At 74.0% G+C, this 20,650-nt stretch carries 17 protein-coding genes; 4 read left to right on the top strand and 13 right to left on the bottom strand.

What is annotated here, in order from left to right:
* Positions 1-56 precede the first annotated feature (56 nt).
* Positions 57-1,511 carry a DNA repair protein RadA gene (gene radA / locus HPY23_RS19645; RefSeq protein ID WP_091881380.1) on the bottom strand — a complete coding sequence of 485 codons (1,455 nt, stop codon included), beginning with the start codon at positions 1,509-1,511 and terminating at the stop codon, positions 57-59.
* 191 nt (positions 1,512-1,702) lie between these two features.
* Here radA and HPY23_RS19640 point away from each other — a divergent pair, with 191 nt between their 5' ends.
* Together HPY23_RS19640 and HPY23_RS19635 are read left to right on the top strand one after the other, a co-directional pair.
* Positions 1,703-2,263 carry a cytochrome b gene (locus tag HPY23_RS19640; RefSeq protein ID WP_091881376.1) on the top strand — a complete coding sequence of 187 codons (561 nt, stop codon included), beginning with the start codon at positions 1,703-1,705 and terminating at the stop codon, positions 2,261-2,263.
* A complete protein-coding gene (locus HPY23_RS19635) occupies positions 2,260-2,730 on the top strand; it encodes an AAA family ATPase (protein WP_091882072.1) in 471 nt (156 codons plus the stop codon). Before HPY23_RS19640 ends, HPY23_RS19635 begins: the two co-directional genes overlap by 4 nt.
* Before the next feature lie 18 nt (positions 2,731-2,748).
* Here HPY23_RS19635 and HPY23_RS19630 read toward each other — a convergent pair whose 3' ends face one another.
* From HPY23_RS19630 to HPY23_RS19620, 3 genes are all read right to left on the bottom strand, one after another.
* Positions 2,749-4,002 (bottom strand): TetR/AcrR family transcriptional regulator, encoded by a 1,254-nt coding sequence (locus HPY23_RS19630; protein WP_091881373.1) that lies wholly within the window; start codon positions 4,000-4,002, stop codon positions 2,749-2,751.
* A 59-nt stretch (positions 4,003-4,061) separates the two neighbouring features.
* Positions 4,062-5,075, bottom strand: coding sequence for an NAD-dependent epimerase/dehydratase family protein (locus HPY23_RS19625; protein WP_091881371.1), 1,014 nt, complete (start codon positions 5,073-5,075; stop codon positions 4,062-4,064).
* Between the two features lie 92 nt (positions 5,076-5,167).
* Positions 5,168-6,814 (bottom strand): inorganic phosphate transporter, encoded by a 1,647-nt coding sequence (locus HPY23_RS19620; protein ID WP_060846852.1) that lies wholly within the window; start codon positions 6,812-6,814, stop codon positions 5,168-5,170.
* A gap of 335 nt (positions 6,815-7,149) precedes the next feature.
* Between HPY23_RS19620 and HPY23_RS19615 the strand changes: the two genes are divergently transcribed.
* A complete protein-coding gene (locus HPY23_RS19615) occupies positions 7,150-7,383 on the top strand; it encodes a GcrA family cell cycle regulator (protein WP_048430796.1) in 234 nt (77 codons plus the stop codon).
* Positions 7,384-7,449: 66 nt separating this feature from the next.
* Here HPY23_RS19615 and HPY23_RS19610 read toward each other — a convergent pair whose 3' ends face one another.
* The 4 genes from HPY23_RS19610 to crcB form a co-directional block, all read right to left on the bottom strand.
* Complete coding sequence (locus HPY23_RS19610; RefSeq protein ID WP_060846851.1) at positions 7,450-8,778, bottom strand: CHASE3 domain-containing protein; 1,329 nt, start codon at positions 8,776-8,778, stop codon at positions 7,450-7,452.
* Positions 8,779-8,871: 93 nt separating this feature from the next.
* Positions 8,872-11,526 (bottom strand): sensor histidine kinase, encoded by a 2,655-nt coding sequence (locus HPY23_RS19605; RefSeq protein WP_236012707.1) that lies wholly within the window; start codon positions 11,524-11,526, stop codon positions 8,872-8,874.
* The gene (locus HPY23_RS19600; RefSeq protein WP_082742477.1) at positions 11,523-11,912 is read right to left on the bottom strand and encodes an Rdx family protein; all 390 of its coding nucleotides are present in this window, start codon (positions 11,910-11,912) and stop codon (positions 11,523-11,525) included. Before HPY23_RS19600 ends, HPY23_RS19605 begins: the two co-directional genes overlap by 4 nt.
* Before the next feature lie 75 nt (positions 11,913-11,987).
* Positions 11,988-12,359, bottom strand: a complete 372-nt coding sequence (gene crcB, locus HPY23_RS19595) for a fluoride efflux transporter CrcB (protein ID WP_060846850.1) — start codon at positions 12,357-12,359, stop codon at positions 11,988-11,990.
* Between the two features lie 229 nt (positions 12,360-12,588).
* Between crcB and HPY23_RS19590 the strand changes: the two genes are divergently transcribed.
* Positions 12,589-15,108 carry an esterase-like activity of phytase family protein gene (locus tag HPY23_RS19590; RefSeq protein WP_244537475.1) on the top strand — a complete coding sequence of 840 codons (2,520 nt, stop codon included), beginning with the start codon at positions 12,589-12,591 and terminating at the stop codon, positions 15,106-15,108.
* 246 nt (positions 15,109-15,354) lie between these two features.
* On the opposite strand, the gene HPY23_RS19585 is transcribed toward HPY23_RS19590, so the two are convergent.
* The 5 genes from HPY23_RS19585 to HPY23_RS19565 form a co-directional block, all read right to left on the bottom strand.
* Positions 15,355-16,350: a P1 family peptidase gene (locus HPY23_RS19585; RefSeq protein WP_091881365.1), complete on the bottom strand. Its 996-nt coding sequence runs from the start codon at positions 16,348-16,350 to the stop codon at positions 15,355-15,357.
* On the bottom strand, positions 16,347-16,826 hold the full coding sequence (locus HPY23_RS19580) for a cytochrome c-type biogenesis protein (protein ID WP_091881362.1): 480 nt from the start codon (positions 16,824-16,826) through the stop codon (positions 16,347-16,349). Before HPY23_RS19580 ends, HPY23_RS19585 begins: the two co-directional genes overlap by 4 nt.
* A 4-nt stretch (positions 16,827-16,830) precedes the next feature.
* A complete protein-coding gene (locus HPY23_RS19575) occupies positions 16,831-18,828 on the bottom strand; it encodes a heme lyase CcmF/NrfE family subunit (protein WP_091881359.1) in 1,998 nt (665 codons plus the stop codon).
* Positions 18,829-18,980: 152 nt separating this feature from the next.
* Positions 18,981-19,511 carry a cytochrome c maturation protein CcmE gene (gene ccmE, locus HPY23_RS19570; protein WP_091881357.1) on the bottom strand — a complete coding sequence of 177 codons (531 nt, stop codon included), beginning with the start codon at positions 19,509-19,511 and terminating at the stop codon, positions 18,981-18,983.
* A 230-nt stretch (positions 19,512-19,741) separates the two neighbouring features.
* On the bottom strand, positions 19,742-20,650 hold a 909-nt coding region (locus HPY23_RS19565), incomplete at its 5' end, for a tetratricopeptide repeat protein (protein WP_200649665.1).

Raw genomic sequence — 20,650 nt, 5'->3', positions numbered from 1 at the left:
CGGCCCCAGGATGACGTTGGAGGGTGCGAGAGTGGTATGGCCCGTCAAGCAGGCTCTCAGACATCCTCGTCGTCATAGGCCGGCAGCCGCTGCTGGGGCCGCCGCCCGCCCCGAACCGGCTTGCCGCTGGCGGCGACCCCGGCGACGAGATCGGCGATGTGGCGAAGCGACTCCGCCGGAAAACCCATCCCGGACCCGTCGCGCCCGGCGCCCTCCCGGCCCAGCGGCATCAGCGCCTTGGCGAAACCGAGCTTCTGCGCCTCCTTGAGCCGCGCCGGCGCCTGCGCCACCGGGCGGACCGCCCCCGACAGGCCGACCTCGCCGAAATACACCGCGTCCGACGGCAGCGCCGCGCCCGACAGCGACGAGACGAGGGCCGCCGCCACCGCGAGGTCGGCGGCGGGCTCGCTGATGCGTAAGCCCCCCGCGACGTTGAGGTAGACGTCGTGGCCGCCCAGCCGGATGCCGCCATGGGCCTCCAGCACCGCCAGCACCATCGAGAGGCGGTTGGGGTCCCAGCCCACCACCGCGCGCCGCGGCATGCCGAGCGCGGAGGGCGCCACCAGGGCCTGGATCTCGACCAGCAGCGGGCGCGTGCCCTCCATCCCGGCGAAGACCGCGGTGCCCGGCGCCGCGAGGTCGCGCCCGGCGAGAAAGAGGGCCGAGGGGTTCGGCACCTCGGCCAAGCCCCCATCGGTCATCTCGAACACCCCGATCTCGTCGGTGGGGCCGAAGCGGTTCTTCACCGCCCGCAGGATGCGGAAATGGTGGCCCTGGTCGCCCTCGAACGAGGCGACCGCGTCGACCATGTGCTCGACGACGCGGGGGCCGGCGATCTGCCCGTCCTTGGTGACGTGGCCGACCAGGATCACGGCGGTGCCCGACGTCTTGGCGAAGCGGATCAGGCTCTGGGCCGAGCCGCGGACCTGGGTCACGGTGCCGGGGGCCGATTCCACCGTCTCGGTCCACATCGTCTGGATCGAGTCGATGATGGCGAGCGCCGGCGGCTTGCCCTGGCTCAGGGTGGCGATGATGTCCTCGACGTTGGTCTCGGCGGCGAGCTCGACGGGGGCGCTCGCCAGCCCGAGCCGCTCGGCCCGCAGCCGCACCTGGCCCACCGCCTCCTCGCCCGAGATGTAGGCGACGCGCTCGCCCCGCTTGGCGAGTGCCGCGGAGGCCTGCATGAGGAGCGTCGACTTGCCGATGCCCGGGTCGCCCCCGAGCAGGATCACCGAGCCGCGCACGAAGCCGCCGCCCGTCACCCGGTCGAGCTCGGCGATGCCCGACGAGGTGCGGGGTGCCTCCTTGACCTCGCCGGTCAGGCCTTCGAGCGGAAAGATTCTTCCTCGCGCCCGGCTCGGCCGGGTCGCGACCGGGCCGGAGACCGGGCTTCCCGCGCCGGTCTCCTCGACGATCGTGTTCCAGCCGTTGCAGGCCTCGCAGCGCCCGCGCCAGCGGTTGTAGACCGCGCCGCAGGACTGGCAGGCGAAGGTCTGGTGGTTCTTCGCCATCGGCGGCGGATCTCCGGGGTTTTTCGGGCCGCGCCGGCCTGCGTGGGGTGTTCCTGATATGTCCCGGGCGCCGCCGCGTTGCAACCGGGCCCGCCCCGCACCCGGTGACGGTCGCGAAACGAACCCGCCGCGCTCGCGCCCCGATCGGGCGCGACAGCTCGGCCATACGACGACGGACGCTAGAGACGACCATGGCCCGGGCCCGCGATCCCCACACCTACGACCGCACCCAGCGCGGCTTCCACTGGCTGATGGCGGCCCTGATCCTGGTGGCTTTGGCCTTGGGGCTCTACGCCGCCTGGCAGGTGCCCGGCACCTCGCCGCGGCGCGAGATCCTGGACATCCACAAATCGATCGGCCTGACGGTGCTGCTGCTCCTGCCCTTGCGCTTCGTCTACCGGCTCGTCGCCGGCGAGCCGGCCTACCGCGCGCCGCCCTCCCGCTCCGCCCATCTCGCCGCGAAGGCCGCGCATTGGAGCCTCTACGCCCTGATGCTGCTCCTGCCGGTCAGCGGCTACGTCTACTCGGCGGCCGGGGGCTACGGCCTGCCGTGGTTCGGCGCGTTCTCGTTCCCGCGCCTCGTGCCGGTCGACAAGGCCCTGTCGCTCGCCGGCTACACCGCGCATTACTGGATCGCCTGGGCCGTCGGGATCGTGCTCGCCCTCCACGTCCTGGCGGTGGCCTGGCACGCCTGGATCCGGCGCGACGAGGTGCTGGGGCGGATGTGGCCGCGGCGGGCCGCCGAGGGGTGAGGCCGGCCGCGATCAATCCCGACGACTGCCTCGAGACCGAGGAGGGGCGGGTCTGGACGCCCGAGCGGAGCCGGCAGGCGTGGCAGGCCTGCTACGAGACGCTGCGGCGGGCGCTCCGGGCGGACGACGGCCCCCGTACCGTCGTGATCGTCTGCGGCCTGCAGGGCGCCGGCAAGACGACCTGGATCGGGCGCCAGGCCCGGCATCCGGAGGTCGTCTACTTCGATGCCGCGCTCCCGGGCGCACGACACCGCCGACCGATCGTCGAGATCGCCCGGTCGGCCGGCGCCCGCCTCGAGGCTGTGTGGATCGACGTCCCCATCGCTCTCGCCTTGACGCGCAACGCCTCGCGGCCCGCCGACCGGCGCGTCCCGGAGGAGGCGGTCCGCTCGGTCGCCGGCCTCTTCGAGGCACCGACCGCCGCCGAAGGCTTCGACCGGATCACGGTCGTCCGGCCGGATCCGTGAGGGTGCGCCGTTCGGCTCCTACCGCGCCGCCGGCGCGAACAGCCCCAGGAACAACGGCCGCGCGTAGAGGTCGGCCGCATTCTCCGGCGTCACCCCGGGTACCCAGGCCGGCAGCTCGGCCGCCGCGTTGACCATGCTCGACACGAGCTGCGCGGCGATGCCGGCATCGAGCGGGCGCACCGAGCCGTCGGCCATGCCGTCGACGAGGCAGAAGCCGAAGCGCTCGGTCAGGCGGTTCATGGTGCGCCGGGTCTCGGTGCGCAGGGCTTCCGGCAGGGCGCTGAAGGCGGTGACGCGCAGGAGCGGCCCGCCGGGACCAAGCTGGCTGCGCACCAGCGTGGCGGACGCGGTGCAGATCCGGTCCCAGCCGTTGCCGCCCTTCGCGTCGGCCGCGTCCTGCACCGCCCGGATCTGGGCGAAGCTGCGCGAGAAGCAGTTGGCGACGAGGTCGTCCTTGTTGTCGTTGTGGTGGTAGAAAGAGCCCTTGGTGACCTTGAGGAGCCCGGAGATCTTTTCGACCGAGGCGCCGCGATAGCCCTGCTGGTTGATGAGGATGGTGGCCGCGCGCAGGAAGGCCTCGGGCGAGACCTCGCTCTCCTCCGGCGGCTCGGGCTCGGGCAGCAGAGCGGGGCGCCACTCCGAGGCCGGGCCGGCGAGGCCGCGGGTGAGGAGGTCGGCCATCCGGGCGCCGGCCCGGGCGTAGTCCCGCGGCTCGTAGCGGTGGATCCACAGCCGGGTCGAGTGCAGCACCGAGAGCAGCAGGTGGGTGCGGGCGTTGCGGTCGGCCCGGTCGAGCCCGTCGTCGTCGAACAGCCCGCGCAGGCGGCGAAAGAGCGCGTTGTAGGCGGAGAACACGCTCTCGGCCTGGAGGGCGGGGAGCGCCCGCACGTCGTTGAGGACCGCGATGTCCGGCTCCTCGCCGACCGCCATGGCGGCGCGGTGGGCCACCGCGAGGTCGAGCAGGCGGGCGAGCCGCGCGGGCCCGCCGGGCGCCGCCTCGGCCTGCGCCACCAGCCCGTCGAGCACCCCGATCGTGTGCAGGAAGCAGGCCGCCGCCAGGTCCTCCTTGCGGCGGTAATAGTAGGTCACGCTGTTCGTCATCAGCCCGACGCTGCGGGCGACGTCGGCGAGCGTCGTGCCCTTCACCCCGGCCTCGTTGATCAGTGCGGCGGCGGCGTGGAGGATCGCGTCGCGCTTCTGGGCGTAGCGCCGGGTCTGGCGCGGCGCCGCCTCGGGGGCGGGCACGGTCTCGGGGTCGAGGCTGCGGGGCATGGGGGGATTGAGCACTGTCGCGGGCGCCGTGACAAGCCGTCGAGTGTCGCGGCGTTCCCCTAGCGGTCGATGCCGTACTGCGCGCGGTACCAGGCGACGAAGGCCGGGATGCCGGTTTCGAGGGGGGTCGAGGGCACGTAGCCGACGAGGTCGCGCAGGAGATCGGGGCTGGCCTCGGTGCGCTCGACGTCGCCGGGCGGCAGGTCGCGCAGGTGGCGGACCGCCCGCACGCCGAGGGACGCCTCCAGGGCGTCGAGCATCGCCGCGACGCTCACCGGCCGGCCGCCGCCGATATTGACCATCCGGAACGGCGCGACCGGGCTCAGGGTGTCGGCGGCCGAGACCGGGGCGGAGCCCGGCGGGGGAGGGGGCCGGTCGATCAACCGACTGATGCTCTCGACGAGGTCGTCGATATAGGTGAAGTCCCGCACGGCGCGGCCGTGGTCGTAGACCTCGATCGGCTCGCCGGCCAGGATCTTCCGGGTGAACAGGAACAGCGCCATGTCGGGCCGGCCCCACGGCCCGTAGACGGTGAAGAACCGGAACGCGGTGGTGGGGATCTTCCACAGGTGGGCGTAGGAATGCGCCATCGCCTCGCCGGCGAGCTTCGAGGCGGCGTAGATGGTCAGCGGCCACACCGCCCGGTCGGTCTCGCGGAACGGCACCGTCGGGTTGCCGCCATAGGCCGAGGAGGTCGAGGCGAAGAGGAGGTGGCGCACCGGATGCGCCCGGCAGCCCTCCAGCACCTGGAAGGTGCCCACCACGTTGCCGGCGACGTAGGCCTCCGGGTGCTCCAGGCTGTAGCGCACCCCGGCCTGCGCCGCGAGGTGCACCACCACGTCCGGCCGCGCCTCGCCCATCAGGGTCATGAAGGCGCCGGGCTGCTCCAGCAGGAATTCGTGCGACGAGAAGCCCGGCAGGGCCGCGAGCCGGGCCAGCCGGGCCCGCTTCAGGGCGACGTCGTAGTAGTCGGTCAGCCCGTCGACCCCCACGACCTCGTGGCCGGCCTGCAGCAGGCGGTGGGCGAGGTGGAAGCCGATGAAGCCGGCCGTGCCTGTCACGAGGAAGCGCATGCCGGGTCCCTGGCGCGGGCCGGACACGCGCCCGCCCGGGGCGGTTACACCGCCGCGGGGCGGGTTGCCAGCCCGCCCCTCCGGAGCGGGCGTCAGAAGACGTGCCGCAGCGCCCAGTACAGCCCGCCCGCCAGGGTGATCGCCGCCGGCAGGGTCAGGATCCAGGCCAGCGCCAGGTTGCGCACGGTGGCCATCTGCAGGCCGGTGCCGTTGGCCCACATCGTGCCGGCGACGCCGCTCGACAGGATGTGGGTGGTCGAGACCGGCAGGCCGTAGGCCTCGGCGAGCCCGATCGTGCCGGCGGCCACCGCCTCGGCGGACGCGCCCTGCGCGTAGGTGAGGTGCTGCTTGCCGATGCGCTCGCCGACCGTGACGACGATCCGCTTCCAGCCCACCATCGTGCCGAGGCCGAGCGCCAGGGCGACCACCACCTTCACCCAGGTCGGGATGTAGCGGGTGCCGTCGTCGAGGGTGCGGCGGTAGTCCTGGAGCGTCCGCTTCTCGTCGTCGGCGTAGGACGAGTGCTCGCCGGTGAGCAGGCGCACCGCGTCGCCCGCGAGGTACATGTCGGCGCGCAGGTTCTGGGTCGCCTCCGCCGGGACGTGCCGGATGGCGCCGTAGCCCTGGACCTGGGCGGCGATGTCGTCGGAGAGGCCGGCGAGCGCCGCCTGGACCTCGGGTGCGGCGAGCGCCTTGGGCGGCGCCTCGGCCTTGAGCGCCTCGCCGACCTTGGCCCGGGCGCCGGCCGCGTCGGGCACCGCCGCCCCGCCGGCATGGGCGCGAAACACCCGGCTCGCGCCTTGCGAGCCCTGCACGAAGGCCGGCGTGCTCGAATCCGGCATGGTGCGGTTGAGTGCGTAGGCGGTGGGGGCGGCGCCGATCAGGATCAGCATGATCAGCCCCATGCCCTTCTGGCCGTCGTTGCCGCCATGGGCGAAGGACACGCCGGTGCAGGTCAGGATCAGGAGGCCGCGGATCCAGGGCGGGGGCGGCGCGTCGCCCTCCGGCGCCCGGTAGAGCTCGGGCCGGCGCACCACGCGCTTGAGCAGGACGAGCAGCCCGGCCGCGCAGACGAAGCCGACGAGGGGGCTGAACAGGAGCGATTCGAGCACGCCGAGCGCCTGGCCCCAGGCGACGCCGGAGGCGGCGTGGCCCGGCGCCATCAGCTGGTTGGCGAGGCCGACGCCGATCACCGAGCCGATCAGCGCGTGCGAGGACGAGTTCGGCAGGCCGAGCGCCCAGGTGCCGAGGTTCCACACGATCGCGGCGAGCAGCAGCGCGAAGATCATCGCGTAGCCGGCGCCCGAGCCGACCTGGAGGATCAGCTCCACCGGCAGCAGCGTCACGACGCTGTAGGCCACCGCCCCGGTCGAGGCCATCACGCCGAGGAAGTTGAACGTCCCCGACCAGATCACCGCCGTCAGCGGCGGCATCGAGTGGGTGTAGATCACGGTCGCCACCGCGTTGGCGGTGTCGTGGAAGCCGTTCACGAACTCGAAGGCGAGCGCGATCAGGAGGGCGAGGCCGAGCAGCGCGAAGGCCCCGACGGCGAGCGGCGGCTGCCCGGCCTGCCGCATGTCGGCGACGAGGTTGTAGCCGGCATAGGCCAGGCCCGCGGCCAGCACCGCCATGAACCCGATCGTGGCGGCCGGGTGGAGGCGATGGTCGAGGCGCGGCCCCGTGCGGGCGGGACCGGGCGCCGCGCCGGCAGGGCGTCGGGCGAGGGCGGCGTCGGACATGGTGGACTCGCTCCGGCGGGGCTGCCCGTCAAGGAATAGGGCGCCCGAATGGCAAGTCGATGACGGGAACCGCGCCGCCGCGGACAGCCGCGGAGGCGGCCGGGCGTGTGAAAACCATGTGTAAATGCCTAAGGGGCTTGCGTTCTGCAAAACGCAACCCCAAATTCGACAGATCACCGCTGCCGCTGCGATGCGTGTGCGCACGGGTCATGGAGGCGCGGGTCCCATGGGCGACGAGTCCGGCGCTGCTTTTTCGCGCGGGTCCGTCGCCTCCAACGAACCGGCCCGATGCCCTTCTGGTCGAGGGTGACGGAAGGCCAGCGAGTCAGTACCCGATGAACCAGCTCGTGCGCATGTCGCATATCGTGACCGCAGACGCCGTCGAGGAGCCCTCCCCGAGCCTCCGGGTTCCCTTCGCCCAGTCGGGCGCCTTCGTGTGCAAATTCATCATCGGCGAACCCAACGACCGTGCGGTCTGTTGCGGCGCGCCGGTGCAGGACGGAAAGAGCTGGTGCGCCTTCCACCGCCGGATCGTCTTCGAGCCGACCCGTCCGGGGCGGCTGCGATAGCAGAGGCCGACCGGGACCGCTACCCGTCCCGAACCGGTTTTCCTCCGCGGGCCGTCGTCCCGGCGCTCACGCGGCGCGACCGTAGATCGGGAAGGCCTCGCTGCGGCCCCGCAGCGCGGTCCGGCTGACCTCGCGCCAGGTCTCGCACCAAGTCTCGCCCCCGGAGGCGTCGCTCGCCCGCGCGGCGTCGAGGGCGGCCTGCGACACGAGGGTGGTCGTTCCGAAGGTCTTGGTCGCCTGCTCGAGCCGGGCCGCGACGTTGACCGCATCGCCCAGCACGGTGAACTCGAGCCGGTCGTCGTCGCCGACCACGCCGACGAACACCTCGCCGCAATGCACCCCGATGCCGATCCGCACCGGATCGTGCGCAGAGGCGGCGTTCCAGGCCTCGACCAGCGCCTCGAGCCGCCCCGCGAAGGCGAGGGCGCCCGCCGCGGCGTCGGCCCGGACCTCCGGCACCCCGAACACCACCAGGGCCCCGTCGCCCATGAACTTGTCGATCAGGCCGCCGGTCTCCCGGGCCGCCTGGGCGACGCAGCGGCGAAAGCCCGTGATCAGGACCGCCACCGTCTCGGGATCGGCCCGCTCCGCGATGGTGGTCGAACCGCGCATGTCGACGAAGGCGATCGCCGCGTGCCGCCGCTCGCCGAGGCGCAGGCCTCCGCCCTGATCGAGGCTGCCGCCGCGCTCCAGGAGCGGCGCCAGCTCCGCCGGCAGGAAGCGCGACAGGGCCGCCCGCCGGGCCGCCTCACGCAGAGCCAGCACCGCCAAGAGCGCCATGATGCCGACCGACACGACGCTGCCGAGGCCGACCCAGGTCTCGATCTGGTGGGCGTGCTGCTGGTAGCCGATCAGCAGCTCGTCCTCGCGGCTGCGCATCGTCTCGACGATCCGGCGGATCTCGTCCATCTCCGCCTTGCCCTCGCCGGCCCGCACCAGGGCGAGGGCGCCGGTGCGGTCGCCCGCGCGGTCGAGGGCGATCGTGCGGTCGAGCTCGGCGAACTTGCGGTCGATGGCGGGGCGCAGGGCGGCGAGCCGGGCCTCCTGCTCGCCGTTGCCGCGCAGCTCCGCCGCGAGGCGCGGCATCTCGGCGGCCACCCGGCCGAGGCCCTGGGTGTAGGGGACCAGGAAGGCGGCGTCTCCGGTCAGCAGGTAGCCGCGCTGCCCGGTCTCGCTGTCGAGGAGGTCGGCCAGCACCTGCATCAGGGCGCGGTCGATCGACAGGGTGTGGGTGATGCGGTGCTGCACGCTGCTCTGCCAGGCGAGCAGGAGGCCGTTCGCCGAACCGACGAGCAGCAGCAGCACCGCGCCCACGAAGGTCATCCCGGCCCGGGGGCCGATCCGCGCCGGACGCGTGCGGGCCGGCGAGGCGGGAAGGGGGGCGTCTGGCGTCATCGGCGGGGCTCGTCCGGGACAGGGCGCGGGACGGGCCCTCGGCTCACCGTGCGATATGGGGAGGCCGGTGCCGGCCGCAATCGACCGGCCGACCTACACTCGCTCCCGCCGCAACCGAGCGCCTTCAGGACCGGGCCCGGCGCCGGGACGGGGCATCGCCGCCCCGCTCCCGCGGCGGGCGTCGTCCTCTTGCGGCGCCTCGCTCGGACCGCCGGGCGGCGCCAGCGGCGGCGCCGGGTCGGCCAGGGGCGCCACGATGGTACAGGTCACGCCCTCGGGCGGGAAGCCGAGGCTCACCGTGCCGTCGAGCTCGCGCGCGAGGCTGCGCTCGATCAGGCGCGAGCCGAAGCCGGTGCGGGTCGGGGGCACGACCGGCGGTCCTGCGCTCTCGCGCCAGTACAGGGAGAGCCGCCCCTCGGCGACGCTCCACGACAGGGCGACCCGGCCCGTCGGCACCGAGAGCGCCCCGTACTTGACCGCGTTGGTGGCGAGCTCGTGCAGCGCCATGGCGATCGAGAGGGCGATGCGGGGCGGCAGGCGCACCGCCGGGCCGGCGGCCGAGAAGCGCGGCCGGCCCTCGCTCACGTCGGACGGGCCGCCCGGGCCCCCGAGGGGCGCCAGCGCGTCCTTGACCACCTCGGCGAGTTCCGCCCCCTCCCAGCTCTCGCGGGTGAGCACGTCGTGGACCCGCGCCAGGGCGATCAGCCGGGCCTCGAAGGCGGCCTTCGCCGCCTCGGCGGTGGATCCCTTCATGCCGCGCAGGCTCTGCATCGCGATCGACTGCACGGTGGCGAGCGTGTTCTTCACCCGGTGGTTCAGCTCGTGCACCAGGAGGCGCAGGTGCTCCTCGGCGCGCTTGCGCTCGGTCACCTCCTGGTGGATGCCGATCACCCGGCGCGGCCGGCCGCCGGCATCGCGCTGCACGATCGCCTGGGCGCTGACCCAGCGGGCGCCGTTGCCGTGCGGCGCCTCCGCCTCGGGCCGGATCCGGAACTCGGTGCGGTAGTCGGCCTCGCCCGCCAGCAGGTCGGCCAGAGCCGTCTCGATCCGGGCCCGGTCGTCCGGATGGACCGAGCGGGTCCAGCCCTCGTGCGAGAGGGGGGCGTGCGCGAAGATCTCGGACGAGCGGGCCGAGAGACGGTGCTGCCCGGAGGCGAGGTCGATCTCCCAGGTGCCGAGCCGGCCGGCGGCCAGCGCCAGCCGCAGGCGCTCCTCGCCCTCGCGCAGGGCGAGCTCCGCCGCCTTGGCCTCGGTGACGTCGACGTTGCAGCCGGTATAGCCGAGGAAGCGGCCGTGGTCGTCGAGGCGCGCCACCCCCTCGCACAGGATCCAGCGCGTCGCCCCGTGCCGGTCGATCACCCGGGTGGCGTGGCGGAACGGCGTGCGCGCCGCGAAGGCCTGCTGGAAGGTCTGCTGGAAGCCGAGGAGGTCGTCCGGATGCACGACCTCGCGCCAGCGCCCCTGCGCCAGCGCCTGGACCGAGCGGCCGAACAGGTACTCGTAGTGCATGTTGACGAAGACGAGCTCGCCCTCGGCATCGGTCATCCAGATCATGGCCGGGGCGGAATCCGCCATGTGGCGGAAGCGCGCCTCGCTCTCGCGCAGGGCGACGAGGCTGCGGCTCTGCTCGGCCAGCGCCTCGTCGCGCTCGGCGATGCGCCGGCGCAGGCTCTGGGAGGCGTCGGCCAGCACGTCGGCGAGCTGGCGGATCTCGCGGATCGGCGTCGAGACCCGGGGCACCGGCTGGCCGGCGGCGAGCGCCCCGCCCGCGGTGGCGAGCTGGCGCAGCGGGCCGGCGACCCGCGCCCAGAGCCGCACCGCCAGGAGCGAGGACGCGGCGAGCGCCAGGAGCCCGAAGCCGCCGAAGGCGACGATCCAGTGGCGCAGGGGCGCCTCGACCCGCTCGCGCAGGATGCTGGCGCCGACGATCCAGCCGGTCGCCCGGACGGTGGTCTCGACGTAGAGCACCGGCTGCCGGCGCCGGTCGACCCCCTCCCAGATCCCGGAAGCCGCCGTCGGGCGGCCGCGCAGGGCGGCCAGCATCGGCTGGCCCGCCAGGGTCGCGTGCTCCGCGGAGCGGGCGAGCAGCAGGCCCTTGCGGTCGACGATGCCGGTGGTCCAGCCCGGCGCGAGGTCCTGGACCAGGATCTGGTGCAGGCGCTCCACCGGCACCGTGACGCTGAGCACGTAGGCCGGCGCCCCGTCGACCACGACCGGCACCGCCACGTCGAAGGTCGGCGGCCGCCCGGGGGCGCCCATCCGGACGCCGCCGACCACCGGCCGGCGCGTCGCCAGGACCTCGGCATCCTCCTCGTGCGGGGCCTGCGGCACCGGCGCGCCGGGCGCCAGCGCGGTGTTGACGAGCTGCGTCCCGTCCGGCCGGCGCAGGGACAGGTCGAGCCCCGTCGTCTCCCGCACCGCCCGGGCCTGGGTCTCGAAGCCGTCGAGCCCGCTCTTGCGCAGGCGCGGCGAGGCCGCCAGGGTCTGGAGCACCGAGACCAGCCCGGCGATGTCCCGGTCGATGGTGAGCGCGATGCCGCGCACGCTCTCGCGGGCGTCCTGCTCGAAGCGGACCCGATCGAGAGCGGCGTAGCGGCCGAGCAGGATGGCGGTGAATAGCAGGCCCGGCCCGACCAGGGCGACCACCAGGGCGACGAGGTAGACCTGCGTCGACAGCCCGTCCCGGCGCAGGGCGCTGAGACGGCGGCGGATCATCACGGTGGCGCGCGGGCGGCGCGGGAGGGTCAAGGCGTCGGGCCCTGTCGGCTTGTCGGGTCTTCTCGGCTTGCCCGGTCGACATGGCCGAGGTCGCGCCCGGGCTCGATCCGGTCGCGCACCCGCTGCTTGAGGGCCTTGATGTCGGGAAATCCGCCGTCGCGCCTGCGCTCCCAGATCAGGGCGTCGTCGCAGGTGATCGCGAAGGCGCCGCCGCTCCCGGGGATCAGCGCCACCTCGCCGATCGCGTCGCGGAAGGTCGAGAGCAGCTCCTGCGCCATCCAGCCGGCCCGCAGGAGCCAGTTGCACTGCGTGCAGTAGGTGATGGCGATGCGCGGGCGGCCCTCCGCCGGGACGGGGGGCGTGCCGGCGGGGAGCGCGTCGGCCTCGGTCGCGGGAGGGGGGGCGTTGTCGCTCATTTCAGGTTCGACTCCTCCCCGATCCCCCCGACTTGTCAACCGTGCCGGCTCGCCGGGCGTGATCCGGCGCACGGCTCAGGCGAGCTGGCGCAGCACCACGAGGCTCGCCGCCACGCCGGCGATGCCCGCCGCCACCGACACCGCCACGTAGGCGAGCGCCGCCCCGTGGGCACCCCGCTCCCACAGCAGGAAGGCCTCGAGCGAGAAGGTCGAGAAGGTGGTGAAGCCGCCGAGCACCCCGGTGGTGAGGAAGAGCCGCAGCGCCTGCGGCCCGCCGCCCCGGGCGGCGAACCAGCCGGTGAGCACGCCCATCAGGATCGAGCCGACGACATTGATCACCATCGTGCCGAACGGGAAGCCGCTCCCCGCCCGCGCCGCCCACAGGTTGACGCCGTGGCGCAGGGCCCCGCCGAGGCCGGCGCCGAGAAAGACCACCAGATAGCTCACCGCTCCGACGCCTCCGCTTGATGCCGGGCGCCTTCTGCCACGGCCCGGCGCCGAGGGCGAGCAGGAGGGGTGCAGCGGGAGAGGAGCGACGGGGGAGGCGAGGCCAGCCCCGCGACCGTGGCCGGCAGGCCGCACCGGGTTCCGTCCGGTTCGGCGGGGCCACGCCGCGTCATGCCACCGTCACGTCCCCGCCGCATCGCTGCCGCAAAGTCAGCCTCGGGGGCGAATCGTGACCACCATCTCCATCCGTGCCGCCGTGGCGGCGGGCGGCCTCCTCGCGAGCGCGGGTCTCGCGCAGGCCCAGTCGATCGAGGCGCGGGTGCCGAACCTGCAGCGCACGGACGATCCGGTCTCGGTGGCGGCCGGCGGCACGACGATCGTCAACCAGGGCCTGCAGGGCGTCGGCCGGCTGTCGGCCAACACCCGCGACTTCCTCGGCGATTCCCTCGGCTCGTTCTCGTCGCTCGCCGTCGACCTCGCGACCTGGCGGCGCAGCGGCGACACCTACACGGGCACGCTCTACACGCTGCCCGACCGCGGCTACAACAACCCCGACGGCGGCCTGTTCAGCGACTATGCCGGCCGGCTCAACCGCTTCTCCCTGAGCTTCACGCCCTATGCGGGCGCGGCCCTGCCGCAGGCCACGACCTCGCAAGCCCAGGTCACCCTGACGCCGGACGGCGGCATCGTGCTCACCGACGCCAAGGGCCAGCGCTTCAGCGGCCTCGATCCGGCCGCCGGCACCACCGCGCAGCTCGGCGCGGTGCTGCCCTCGGCCGCCGCCGGCCCGAGCGCGGGGCGCATCAGCCTCGACGCCGAGGGCCTGGCGCGCCGCCTCGACGGCTCGTTCTACGTCAGCGACGAGTACGGCCCGAACGTCTACTACTTCAACCGCAATGGCCAGCTGCAGGGCCTGATCGGCATCCCGGCGGCGCTCCAGCCGGTGACGAACGGCCAGCTCAACTTCAACTCGCTCAACCCGCCCGACACCGGGCGGCGCAACAACCAGGGCCTCGAGGCCCTGGCGCTGACCCCGGACGGGCGCGGCCTCGTCGCCATCCTGCAGAGCGCGACGCTGCAGGATTCCGGCCCCAACCAGCAGCAGCGGGCCAATACCCGCATCCTCTACTACGACATCTCCGGCACCCCGACCCCGGCGGCGCCGAGCCGCGAATACGTGCTGCAGCTCCCGGTCTATCAGCAGAGCGGCAATGGCGGCGCGCCCAACCGCACCGCGGCCCAGAGCGAGATGGTGGCGCTCAACGACACCCAGTTCCTGGTCCTATCGCGGGATTCGAACGGGCTCGGCACCGGCAACACCACGCCGATCGTCTACAAGAGCGTGCTCCTCGTCGACACGGCGGGCGCCACCAACATCGCCGGCAGCGCCTATGACGGCACGACGCCGATCGCCCCGAACGGCACCCTGCGGGCCGGCCTCGCCCCGGTGCAGGCGACCGAGGTCGTCAACCTGCTCAACCCGGTGCAGCTCAACCGCTTCGGGATGAACCTGACCACCGGCCCGGCGACCCAGACCACGCTCCCCGAGAAGATCGAGGCGATGGGCCTCGTGCCGGTGCTGAGCGAGCGGGCGCCCAACGACTACTTCCTGCTCGTCGGCAACGACAACGACTTCCTGACCCGCCAGGGCGTCATCAACGGCCAGCCCTATGACGCCGGCATCAACAACGACAACATCCTGCTCGCCTACCGGCTGACCCTGCCGACCTACGTCGACCCGCTCTCGCTCGCGGTGATGAAGGAGACGGCGCCGACGGTGCTGCAGGGCCTGGGGGCCGGCGCGATCACCGCGGCGGCCTCCGCGACGCGCGGCGTGCAGGACCATCTCTCGGCCCTGCGCCGCGGGGCCAACCTGCCGGCGGGGGCCGGCCAGGGCGCCTGGGGCACCGCCGGCCCGGCGCTCTGGGTCGGGGGCGACGTCGTGTTCGCCGACCAGCCGCGCAACGGCGGCCTTTCCCTCGACCGCACCGTCGCGCAGGGCTCGGCCGGCCTCGACCTGCCGCTCACCGGCCCGTGGCGGGCCGGCCTCGCGGTGGGCGGGGGCGGCGGCTCGCTGTCGCGGCCGCAAGGAGCCTACCAGCAGGGCTTCCGGCAGGACCAGGGCGCCTTCACGGTCGCGGCCTATGGCGGCTATTACGGCCCGAGCTTCTATGCGCAGGGCATCGTCGGCGGCGCCCCGATCGTCGACTTCTCGGGCCTGCGCCGCCCGGCCGCCTACGGGCTCACCGCCGCGGCCCGGACCTCCGGTTCCGCCCTGGCGCTGGACGGCGAGGCCGGCCTCGTCTTCGACCGCGCCGCCTTCCGGCTGACGCCCTTCGCGGGCCTGAGCTACTACTCGGCCCGGATCGACGGGTTCACCGAGCAGGGCGCGGCCGGCAACAACGTCGCGTATGGCGGCCTCACCGTGCTCCAGACCACCGCCCGCTTCGGCGCCGAGGTGGCCTATTACGGGTTGTCCGGCATCGTCCCCTCGGTGCGGGTGGCCTACAATGCCGGGCTCGGTCCGCAGCGGAGCGCCGGGCTCTTCCGTCTCGCCAGCGTCCAGAACCCGCTCGCCACCGCGACCGCGGCGGTGCCCTTCCTGCAATCCGACTTCGTCACCGCCGGCGCCGGCCTCCAGGGCAGCCTCACCGAGCGTCTCGGCTGGCGGGTGGATTACCAGGCGGCGATCGGCACCCGGGCCGGGGTCGCGCACGGGGTGACAGCGGGGCTGCGGTACCAGTTCTGAGGGGTGGGCACCCGGCAGCAGGTGCCCACCACCCCGTAGGATCCGCCGCCCTTTCCCGGACGACTGAAACGAAGTGGAAGGAGATCCGGAATCCAGCACGAAAGGTCGCGAAGCGTCCGCCCGTCTACAACGTTGCAGAGGCTGAGCCGCTTGGCGGCAAGTTCTCTGCTGGATCCCGGATCTCCTTCCGCTGACGCTCCAGTCATCCGGGAGAGGGGGCGGGTTCGAGCAGGAACCGCTGCGCCTTCACCCCCCGAACCGATCCCGCCATGCCCCTTGCGCCCCCGCCACCGGCAGGGCGCGCGCGTGGTAGACCCCCAACGCCACGGCGCGCGCCAGCACCCGCGCCGCCGCGTCGCCGAGCCGGGCCAGATCCCCGACCGGATCCGCGAGCGGCACGGCGCCGGTCGCGGCGGAAAAGACGAGGTCACCGTCGAGGGGGGTGTGGGCCGGCACGATCGCCCGGGCGAGGCCGTCCTGCGCCATCACGGCGAGGCGGCGGGCCTCGGCCTTGGTCAGGCGGGCATCGGTGGCAACCACCGCGATCGTGGTGTTGGCGCCCGGCATCGGCTTCACCGGCCAGGCGAAGGCGTCGGGCGCCGGGGTCGCGGGCGAGCCCAAGCCCCCGAACTCGGCGCCGATCTCGAACGGCGCGGCCCAGAAATGCGGCCCGTCCCCGACCGTGACCCGCCCGAGCGCGTTGACGGCAACCAGCGCCGCGACGCGCAGGCCCGTGCCCTCGACCGCAGCCGAGGCGCTGCCGAGCCCGCCCTTGAGGTTCGCGGTCCGGGCGCCGAGCCCGGCCCCGACCGAGCCCATCGCCACCGGGCCGGTGCCGGCCTTCGCCGCGGCGGCGAAGCCGAGGTCGCGGTAGGGGGGATAGCGGCCCCACGCCTTGTCGCCGCCGTTGAGGAGATCGAACAGGATCGCCGCCGGCACGATCGGCACCCGGGCCGGGCCGACCGCGAAGCCGCGGCCGGTCTCGGCGAGCCAGGCGGTGACGCCCGAGGCCGCATCGAGCCCGAAGACCGAGCCGCCGGACAGGACCAGGGCATCGACCCCCGGCACCGTGCGCTCGGGATCGAGGAGATCGGTCTCCCGCGTCCCCGGCCCGCCGCCGCGGATGTCGACCGCCGCCACGGTGGGTGCGTCGAACACGACCGCGGTGACGCCGGACTGCGCGCGGGGGTCCTCGGCGTGGCCGACGCGGATGCCGGCGATGTCGGTGAGGCCGCCGCTCACCGCGACTCGGCCCGGCGCACCAACTCGGCGACGGCCGCCTCCTCGGCGGCGGTGAGCCCCCGCGGCGGGGCCGGCCGGCGCCGGCGGGCGGCGGCCCACAGGGCGAGGCCGCCGAGGCCGACCACCAGGACCGGGGTGAACCACAGGAAGGCGGTGTGCCAGGCCAGCACCGGGCGCAGCAGCACGAACTCGCCGTAGCGCTGCACGACGTAGCTCAGCACCGCCTCGTCGCCGTCGCCCTGGCGCAGGCGCTCGCGCACGATCAGCCGCAGGTCGCGGGCGAGCGGCGCGTCGGAATCGTCGATCGACTGGTTCTGGCAGACCAGGCAGCGCAGCTCCGCCGAGATCGTCCGGGCCCGCGCCTCGAGGGCGGGGTCCTTCATCACCTCCTCGGGCTGGACCGCACCGGCCGCGACCGGCGCGAGGAGCACGAGGGCGAGCAGAAGGGCGCGCAGGGCCGGGGAAGGGGCGGGCATGCGGCTACTCCGCCGGAACCGAATGGGGCGGCACCGGCCCGGCGGCGTCGCGGATCGCCGGCCGCGAGGCCGGGGCGCCGACGCGGAAGCGCCGGTCGGTGAGGGACAGGCCGCCGCCGAGCGCCATCACCACGGCGCCGAGCCAGATCAGCAGCACCAGGGGCTTGTAGTAGAGGCGGATACCGACGCGGCCGTCGGTGCCGGTCTCGCCGACGCTGGCATAGACCTGGCTCACCCCGCGGGTGAGCAGGCCCGCCTCGCTCACCGACATGTTGCGCGAGGCGTAGAAGCGCTTGCCCGGCTCGATCACCCCGACCGGGTCGCCGCCCTCCCGGATGGTGAGGTGGGCCACCGTCTCGGTGTAGTTCGGTCCGGTGCGGGGCAGGACGCCCTCCAGCACCGCGACGTAGGGGCCGGCGCGGAGCTCCCCGCCGCGCGGCAGGGTCGCCAGCGCCTCGACGCTCCAGGCCTGGGCGGCGATGCCGATCACCGTGACGCCGACGCCGGCATGAGCGAGCGCCGTGCCCCAGGCCGAGCGCGGCAGGCCGGCGGCGCGGCGCAGCGACACGCCCACCGTCTTGGCCCTCGCCCGCGTGACGATCTCGAAGGCGGCGCCGAGGATCAGGTAGGCGCCGAGGCCGATGCCCAGCGGCGCGCCGACCGGCCCGCCCCAGGTGACCGCGACGGCGAGAAGCGTGACCGCGATGGCGAGCGCGAAGCCGACGAACAGCCGCTGGCTCGCCGCCGCGAGGTCGCCGCGCTTCCAGGCCAGCGTCTGGCCGAACGGCACCACGAGGAGCAGCGGCACCGCGAGCGGCACGAAGGTCAGGTTGAAGAAGGGCGGCCCGACCGAGATCTTCTCCCCCGTCAGCGATTCCAGCGCCAGGGGATAGAGCGTGCCGACCAGCACCGTGGCGCAGGCCGCCGACAGGAACAGGTTGTTCATCACCAGCGCACCCTCGCGGGAGATCGGCGCGAACAGGCCGCCCTGGCGCAAGGTGGGCGCCCGCCAGGCGTAGAGCGCCAGCGAGCCGCCGATGAACAGGACCAGGATACCGAGGATGAAGGTGCCGCGGGTGGGATCGGTCGCGAAGGTGTGGACCGAGGTCAGCACGCCCGAGCGCACCAGGAAGGTGCCGAGCAGCGACAGCGAGAAGGTCAGGATGGCGAGCAGCACCGTCCAGACCTTCAGGGCGTCGCGCTTCTCCATGACCACGGTGGAGTGGACCAGCGCGGTGCCGGCGAGCCAGGGCATCAGCGAGGCGTTCTCGACCGGGTCCCAGAACCACCAGCCGCCCCAGCCGAGCTCGTAGTACGCCCAGTACGACCCCATGGCGATGCCGACGGTGAGGAAGCACCAGGCGGCGAGCGTCCAGGGCCGCACCGCGCGCGCCCAGGCGGCGTCGATCCGGCCCTCGATCAGCGCCGCGATGGCGAACGCGAAGGTGATCGAGAAGCCGACATAGCCGAGGTAGAGCAGCGGCGGATGGATCGCGAGACCGGGATCCTGGAGCAGCGGGTTGAGGTCGCGGCCCTCCATCGGGGCCGGGTTGAGCCGGGCGAAGGGGTTCGAGGTGACGAGGATGAACAGCAGGAACACCGCGGTGATCGCGGCCTGCACCCCGAGGGTGTTGGCGCGCAGCACCGGTGGGACGGAGTTGCGGGCGAGCGCCACCACGGCGCCGAACAGCGCCAGGATCAGCACCCAGAGCAGCATCGAGCCTTCGTGGTTCCCCCAGACGCCGGAGATCTTGTAGATCAGCGGCTTCATCGAGTGCGAGTTCTCGACGACGTTCTGGACCGAGAAGTCCGAGGTGACGTGGGCGTAGGTCAGCGCCCCGAACGCGAAGGCGATGCACGCGAAGGTGGCGAGCGCGGCCGGCACCGTGATGCTGCGCAGGACCGGGTCGCCGGCGCGGCTCGCCCAGACCGGCATCACCATCTGCGTCAGCGACAGGGCGAGCGCGAGGGCGAGGGCGTAATGACCAACCTCGATCAGCAACGGGGCGACCTTTCGGTAAGCGGGTGTCGAGCGCGGCGGACGATCGGCCGACGGGTCTCGCGACCCGGCGTCCCGCTGCGGCGGAACGCGGGCATCACCTTAATCCGCTTCCCGGGCCGAGCCGCCAAGACCTTCCGCCGCACGGGGCGTGACTATTTCACGGCGGTGCGCGAGACCGATCCGGGTTGGTCCTCGCCGGCTTGCGCCTGCTGGGGCTTGCCGCCCGCGGGCTTCGCGGGGCCGCCCGCGCCGCCCTCCTGCCAGCGGCCTTGCGCCTTGAGGGCGTCGGCGACCTCGCGCGGCATGTAGGTCTCGTCGTGCTTGGCCAGCACCGTGTCGGCCCGGAAGGTCCCGTCGGCCTGCAGCACGCCCTCGGTCACCACGCCCTGGCCCTCGCGGAAGAGGTCGGGCAGCAGGCCGCGGTAGCGCACCGCCACGGTCGAGCCGGTATCGGTGACGGCGAACTCGACATGCCCGTCGGCCTCGCGCTTGAGCGAGCCGGCCTCGACCAGCCCGCCGAGGCGAAAGCGCGTGCCCGGCACGACCTTCTGGCTCGCCACCTCGGTGGGGGAGCGGAAGAACACGATGGTGTCGCGCATCGCCGTCAGGACGAGCCCGAGGGCCGCCGCCAGCACGGTGCCGCAGACGAGGATGAGGACGGAACGGCGGCGCCGGCGCGTCATGGGGCGGGTCTCAACGCGGGCGGCGGGGGAGGGGGGTCGCTGTCGTCATCAGGGGCGTCTCCCGAGGGGCCGGCGTGGGGAGCCGGCTCTGTTGGTGTGTTGTGCATCGGCCCGGCTCGCCTGGCGAGGCGGGAAAAAGGCGGGGGCGCACCGTGGGATGATTCGCGAGCCTCTGCCGTCCGAAGGCCCCGCGCCCCCGGATCTTCCCCTCTGCGGGGCGGGGGCGATCGTCAAGGGGCCGCCCTCGCACCCAATCCCATCTCGCGGGCCACCTCCTCCACCGGCGCGAGCTTGCCGGGGTCGCTCCCGAGCGCGCCGCGGGCCTTGGCCAGCGTCTCCTCGGCCTTCGCCCGCTCGCCCAGCACCCCGTAGGAGCGCACCAGCCGGGCCCATTCCTCGCCCGTCCCGCCCTTCTCGGCGAGGCGCTGCGCCAGCCCCTCAACCATGCCCCGGACCATGCCGCGCTGCTCCTCGCTCATCGCGGGGGCCGTGGCCGGGGCAGCGCCCGCGGCGGGGTTGGCTGCAGGCGGCGGGGTGCCGTCGAGGCGGGCCAGGCTCTCGCGCACCATCGGCAGCCAGGGCGCTTCGGCCGGGGAGGCGGCGACGAGCGCCGCGTAGCGGGTGCGGGCCTTGTCGCGGTCGCCGTCCTGCTCGGCGGCGCGGGCGAGGTAGAATTGCGGCTTGACCGCCCTGGGATCCTGGCGGAGCGCCCGCTCGAAGGCGTCGCGGGACTTGGCGGAGACGACGCCGTCATCGGCCGCCACCAGGGCCTCGCCGTAATCGGCGAGCCGGCCCGCGTCGTCGCCGAGGATCCGCAGGGAGTTCTCGTAGGCCTTGATCGCGTCCTCGACGCGCCCGACCCGCAGGTAGACCGGGGCGAGCACCGCCCAGCCGCGGCCGTCCTCGGGCGCCTTGGCGAGATGCGCCTCGATCTGCGCCACCGCCGCGGCGAGATCGTTGCCGGCCGCCTTCGCGTGGGCCAGGCGATCGGCCTGGGGCCGGGCCGGCAGGTCGGGCGAGCCGTAGATCCCGTAGACGAGGAGCGCGACGAGCGGCACCGTCGAGAGGGCGAAGGCGGAGGCGGCGCGGCGCCGGCGCAGGGCCGGCTCGCCGACGGCGCCGGCGGTGCGGCCGGGATC

Origin of the sequence: Methylobacterium ajmalii (genome assembly GCF_016613415.1) — a bacterium.
GTDB classification, from domain to species: Bacteria; Pseudomonadota; Alphaproteobacteria; order Rhizobiales; family Beijerinckiaceae; genus Methylobacterium; species Methylobacterium ajmalii.
Note: the sequence above shows the minus strand (reverse complement) of the source record. Positions and strands in the feature narration are given on the sequence as shown.

Coding starts and splice junctions, on each gene's coding strand:
- HPY23_RS19620 (WP_060846852.1), bottom strand. CDS start 6,814: ATGTCCGACGCCGCCCTCGCCCGACGCCCTGCCGGCGCGGCGCCCGGT.
- HPY23_RS19580 (WP_091881362.1), bottom strand. CDS start 16,826: ATGCCCGCCCCTTCCCCGGCCCTGCGCGCCCTTCTGCTCGCCCTCGTG.
- ccmE (WP_091881357.1), bottom strand. CDS start 19,511: ATGACGCGCCGGCGCCGCCGTTCCGTCCTCATCCTCGTCTGCGGCACC.
- HPY23_RS19640 (WP_091881376.1), top strand. CDS start 1,703: ATGGCCCGGGCCCGCGATCCCCACACCTACGACCGCACCCAGCGCGGC.
- HPY23_RS19630 (WP_091881373.1), bottom strand. CDS start 4,002: ATGCCCCGCAGCCTCGACCCCGAGACCGTGCCCGCCCCCGAGGCGGCG.
- radA (WP_091881380.1), bottom strand. CDS start 1,511: ATGGCGAAGAACCACCAGACCTTCGCCTGCCAGTCCTGCGGCGCGGTC.
- HPY23_RS19625 (WP_091881371.1), bottom strand. CDS start 5,075: ATGCGCTTCCTCGTGACAGGCACGGCCGGCTTCATCGGCTTCCACCTC.
- HPY23_RS19610 (WP_060846851.1), bottom strand. CDS start 8,778: ATGACGCCAGACGCCCCCCTTCCCGCCTCGCCGGCCCGCACGCGTCCG.
- HPY23_RS19600 (WP_082742477.1), bottom strand. CDS start 11,912: ATGAGCGACAACGCCCCCCCTCCCGCGACCGAGGCCGACGCGCTCCCC.
- HPY23_RS19615 (WP_048430796.1), top strand. CDS start 7,150: ATGAACCAGCTCGTGCGCATGTCGCATATCGTGACCGCAGACGCCGTC.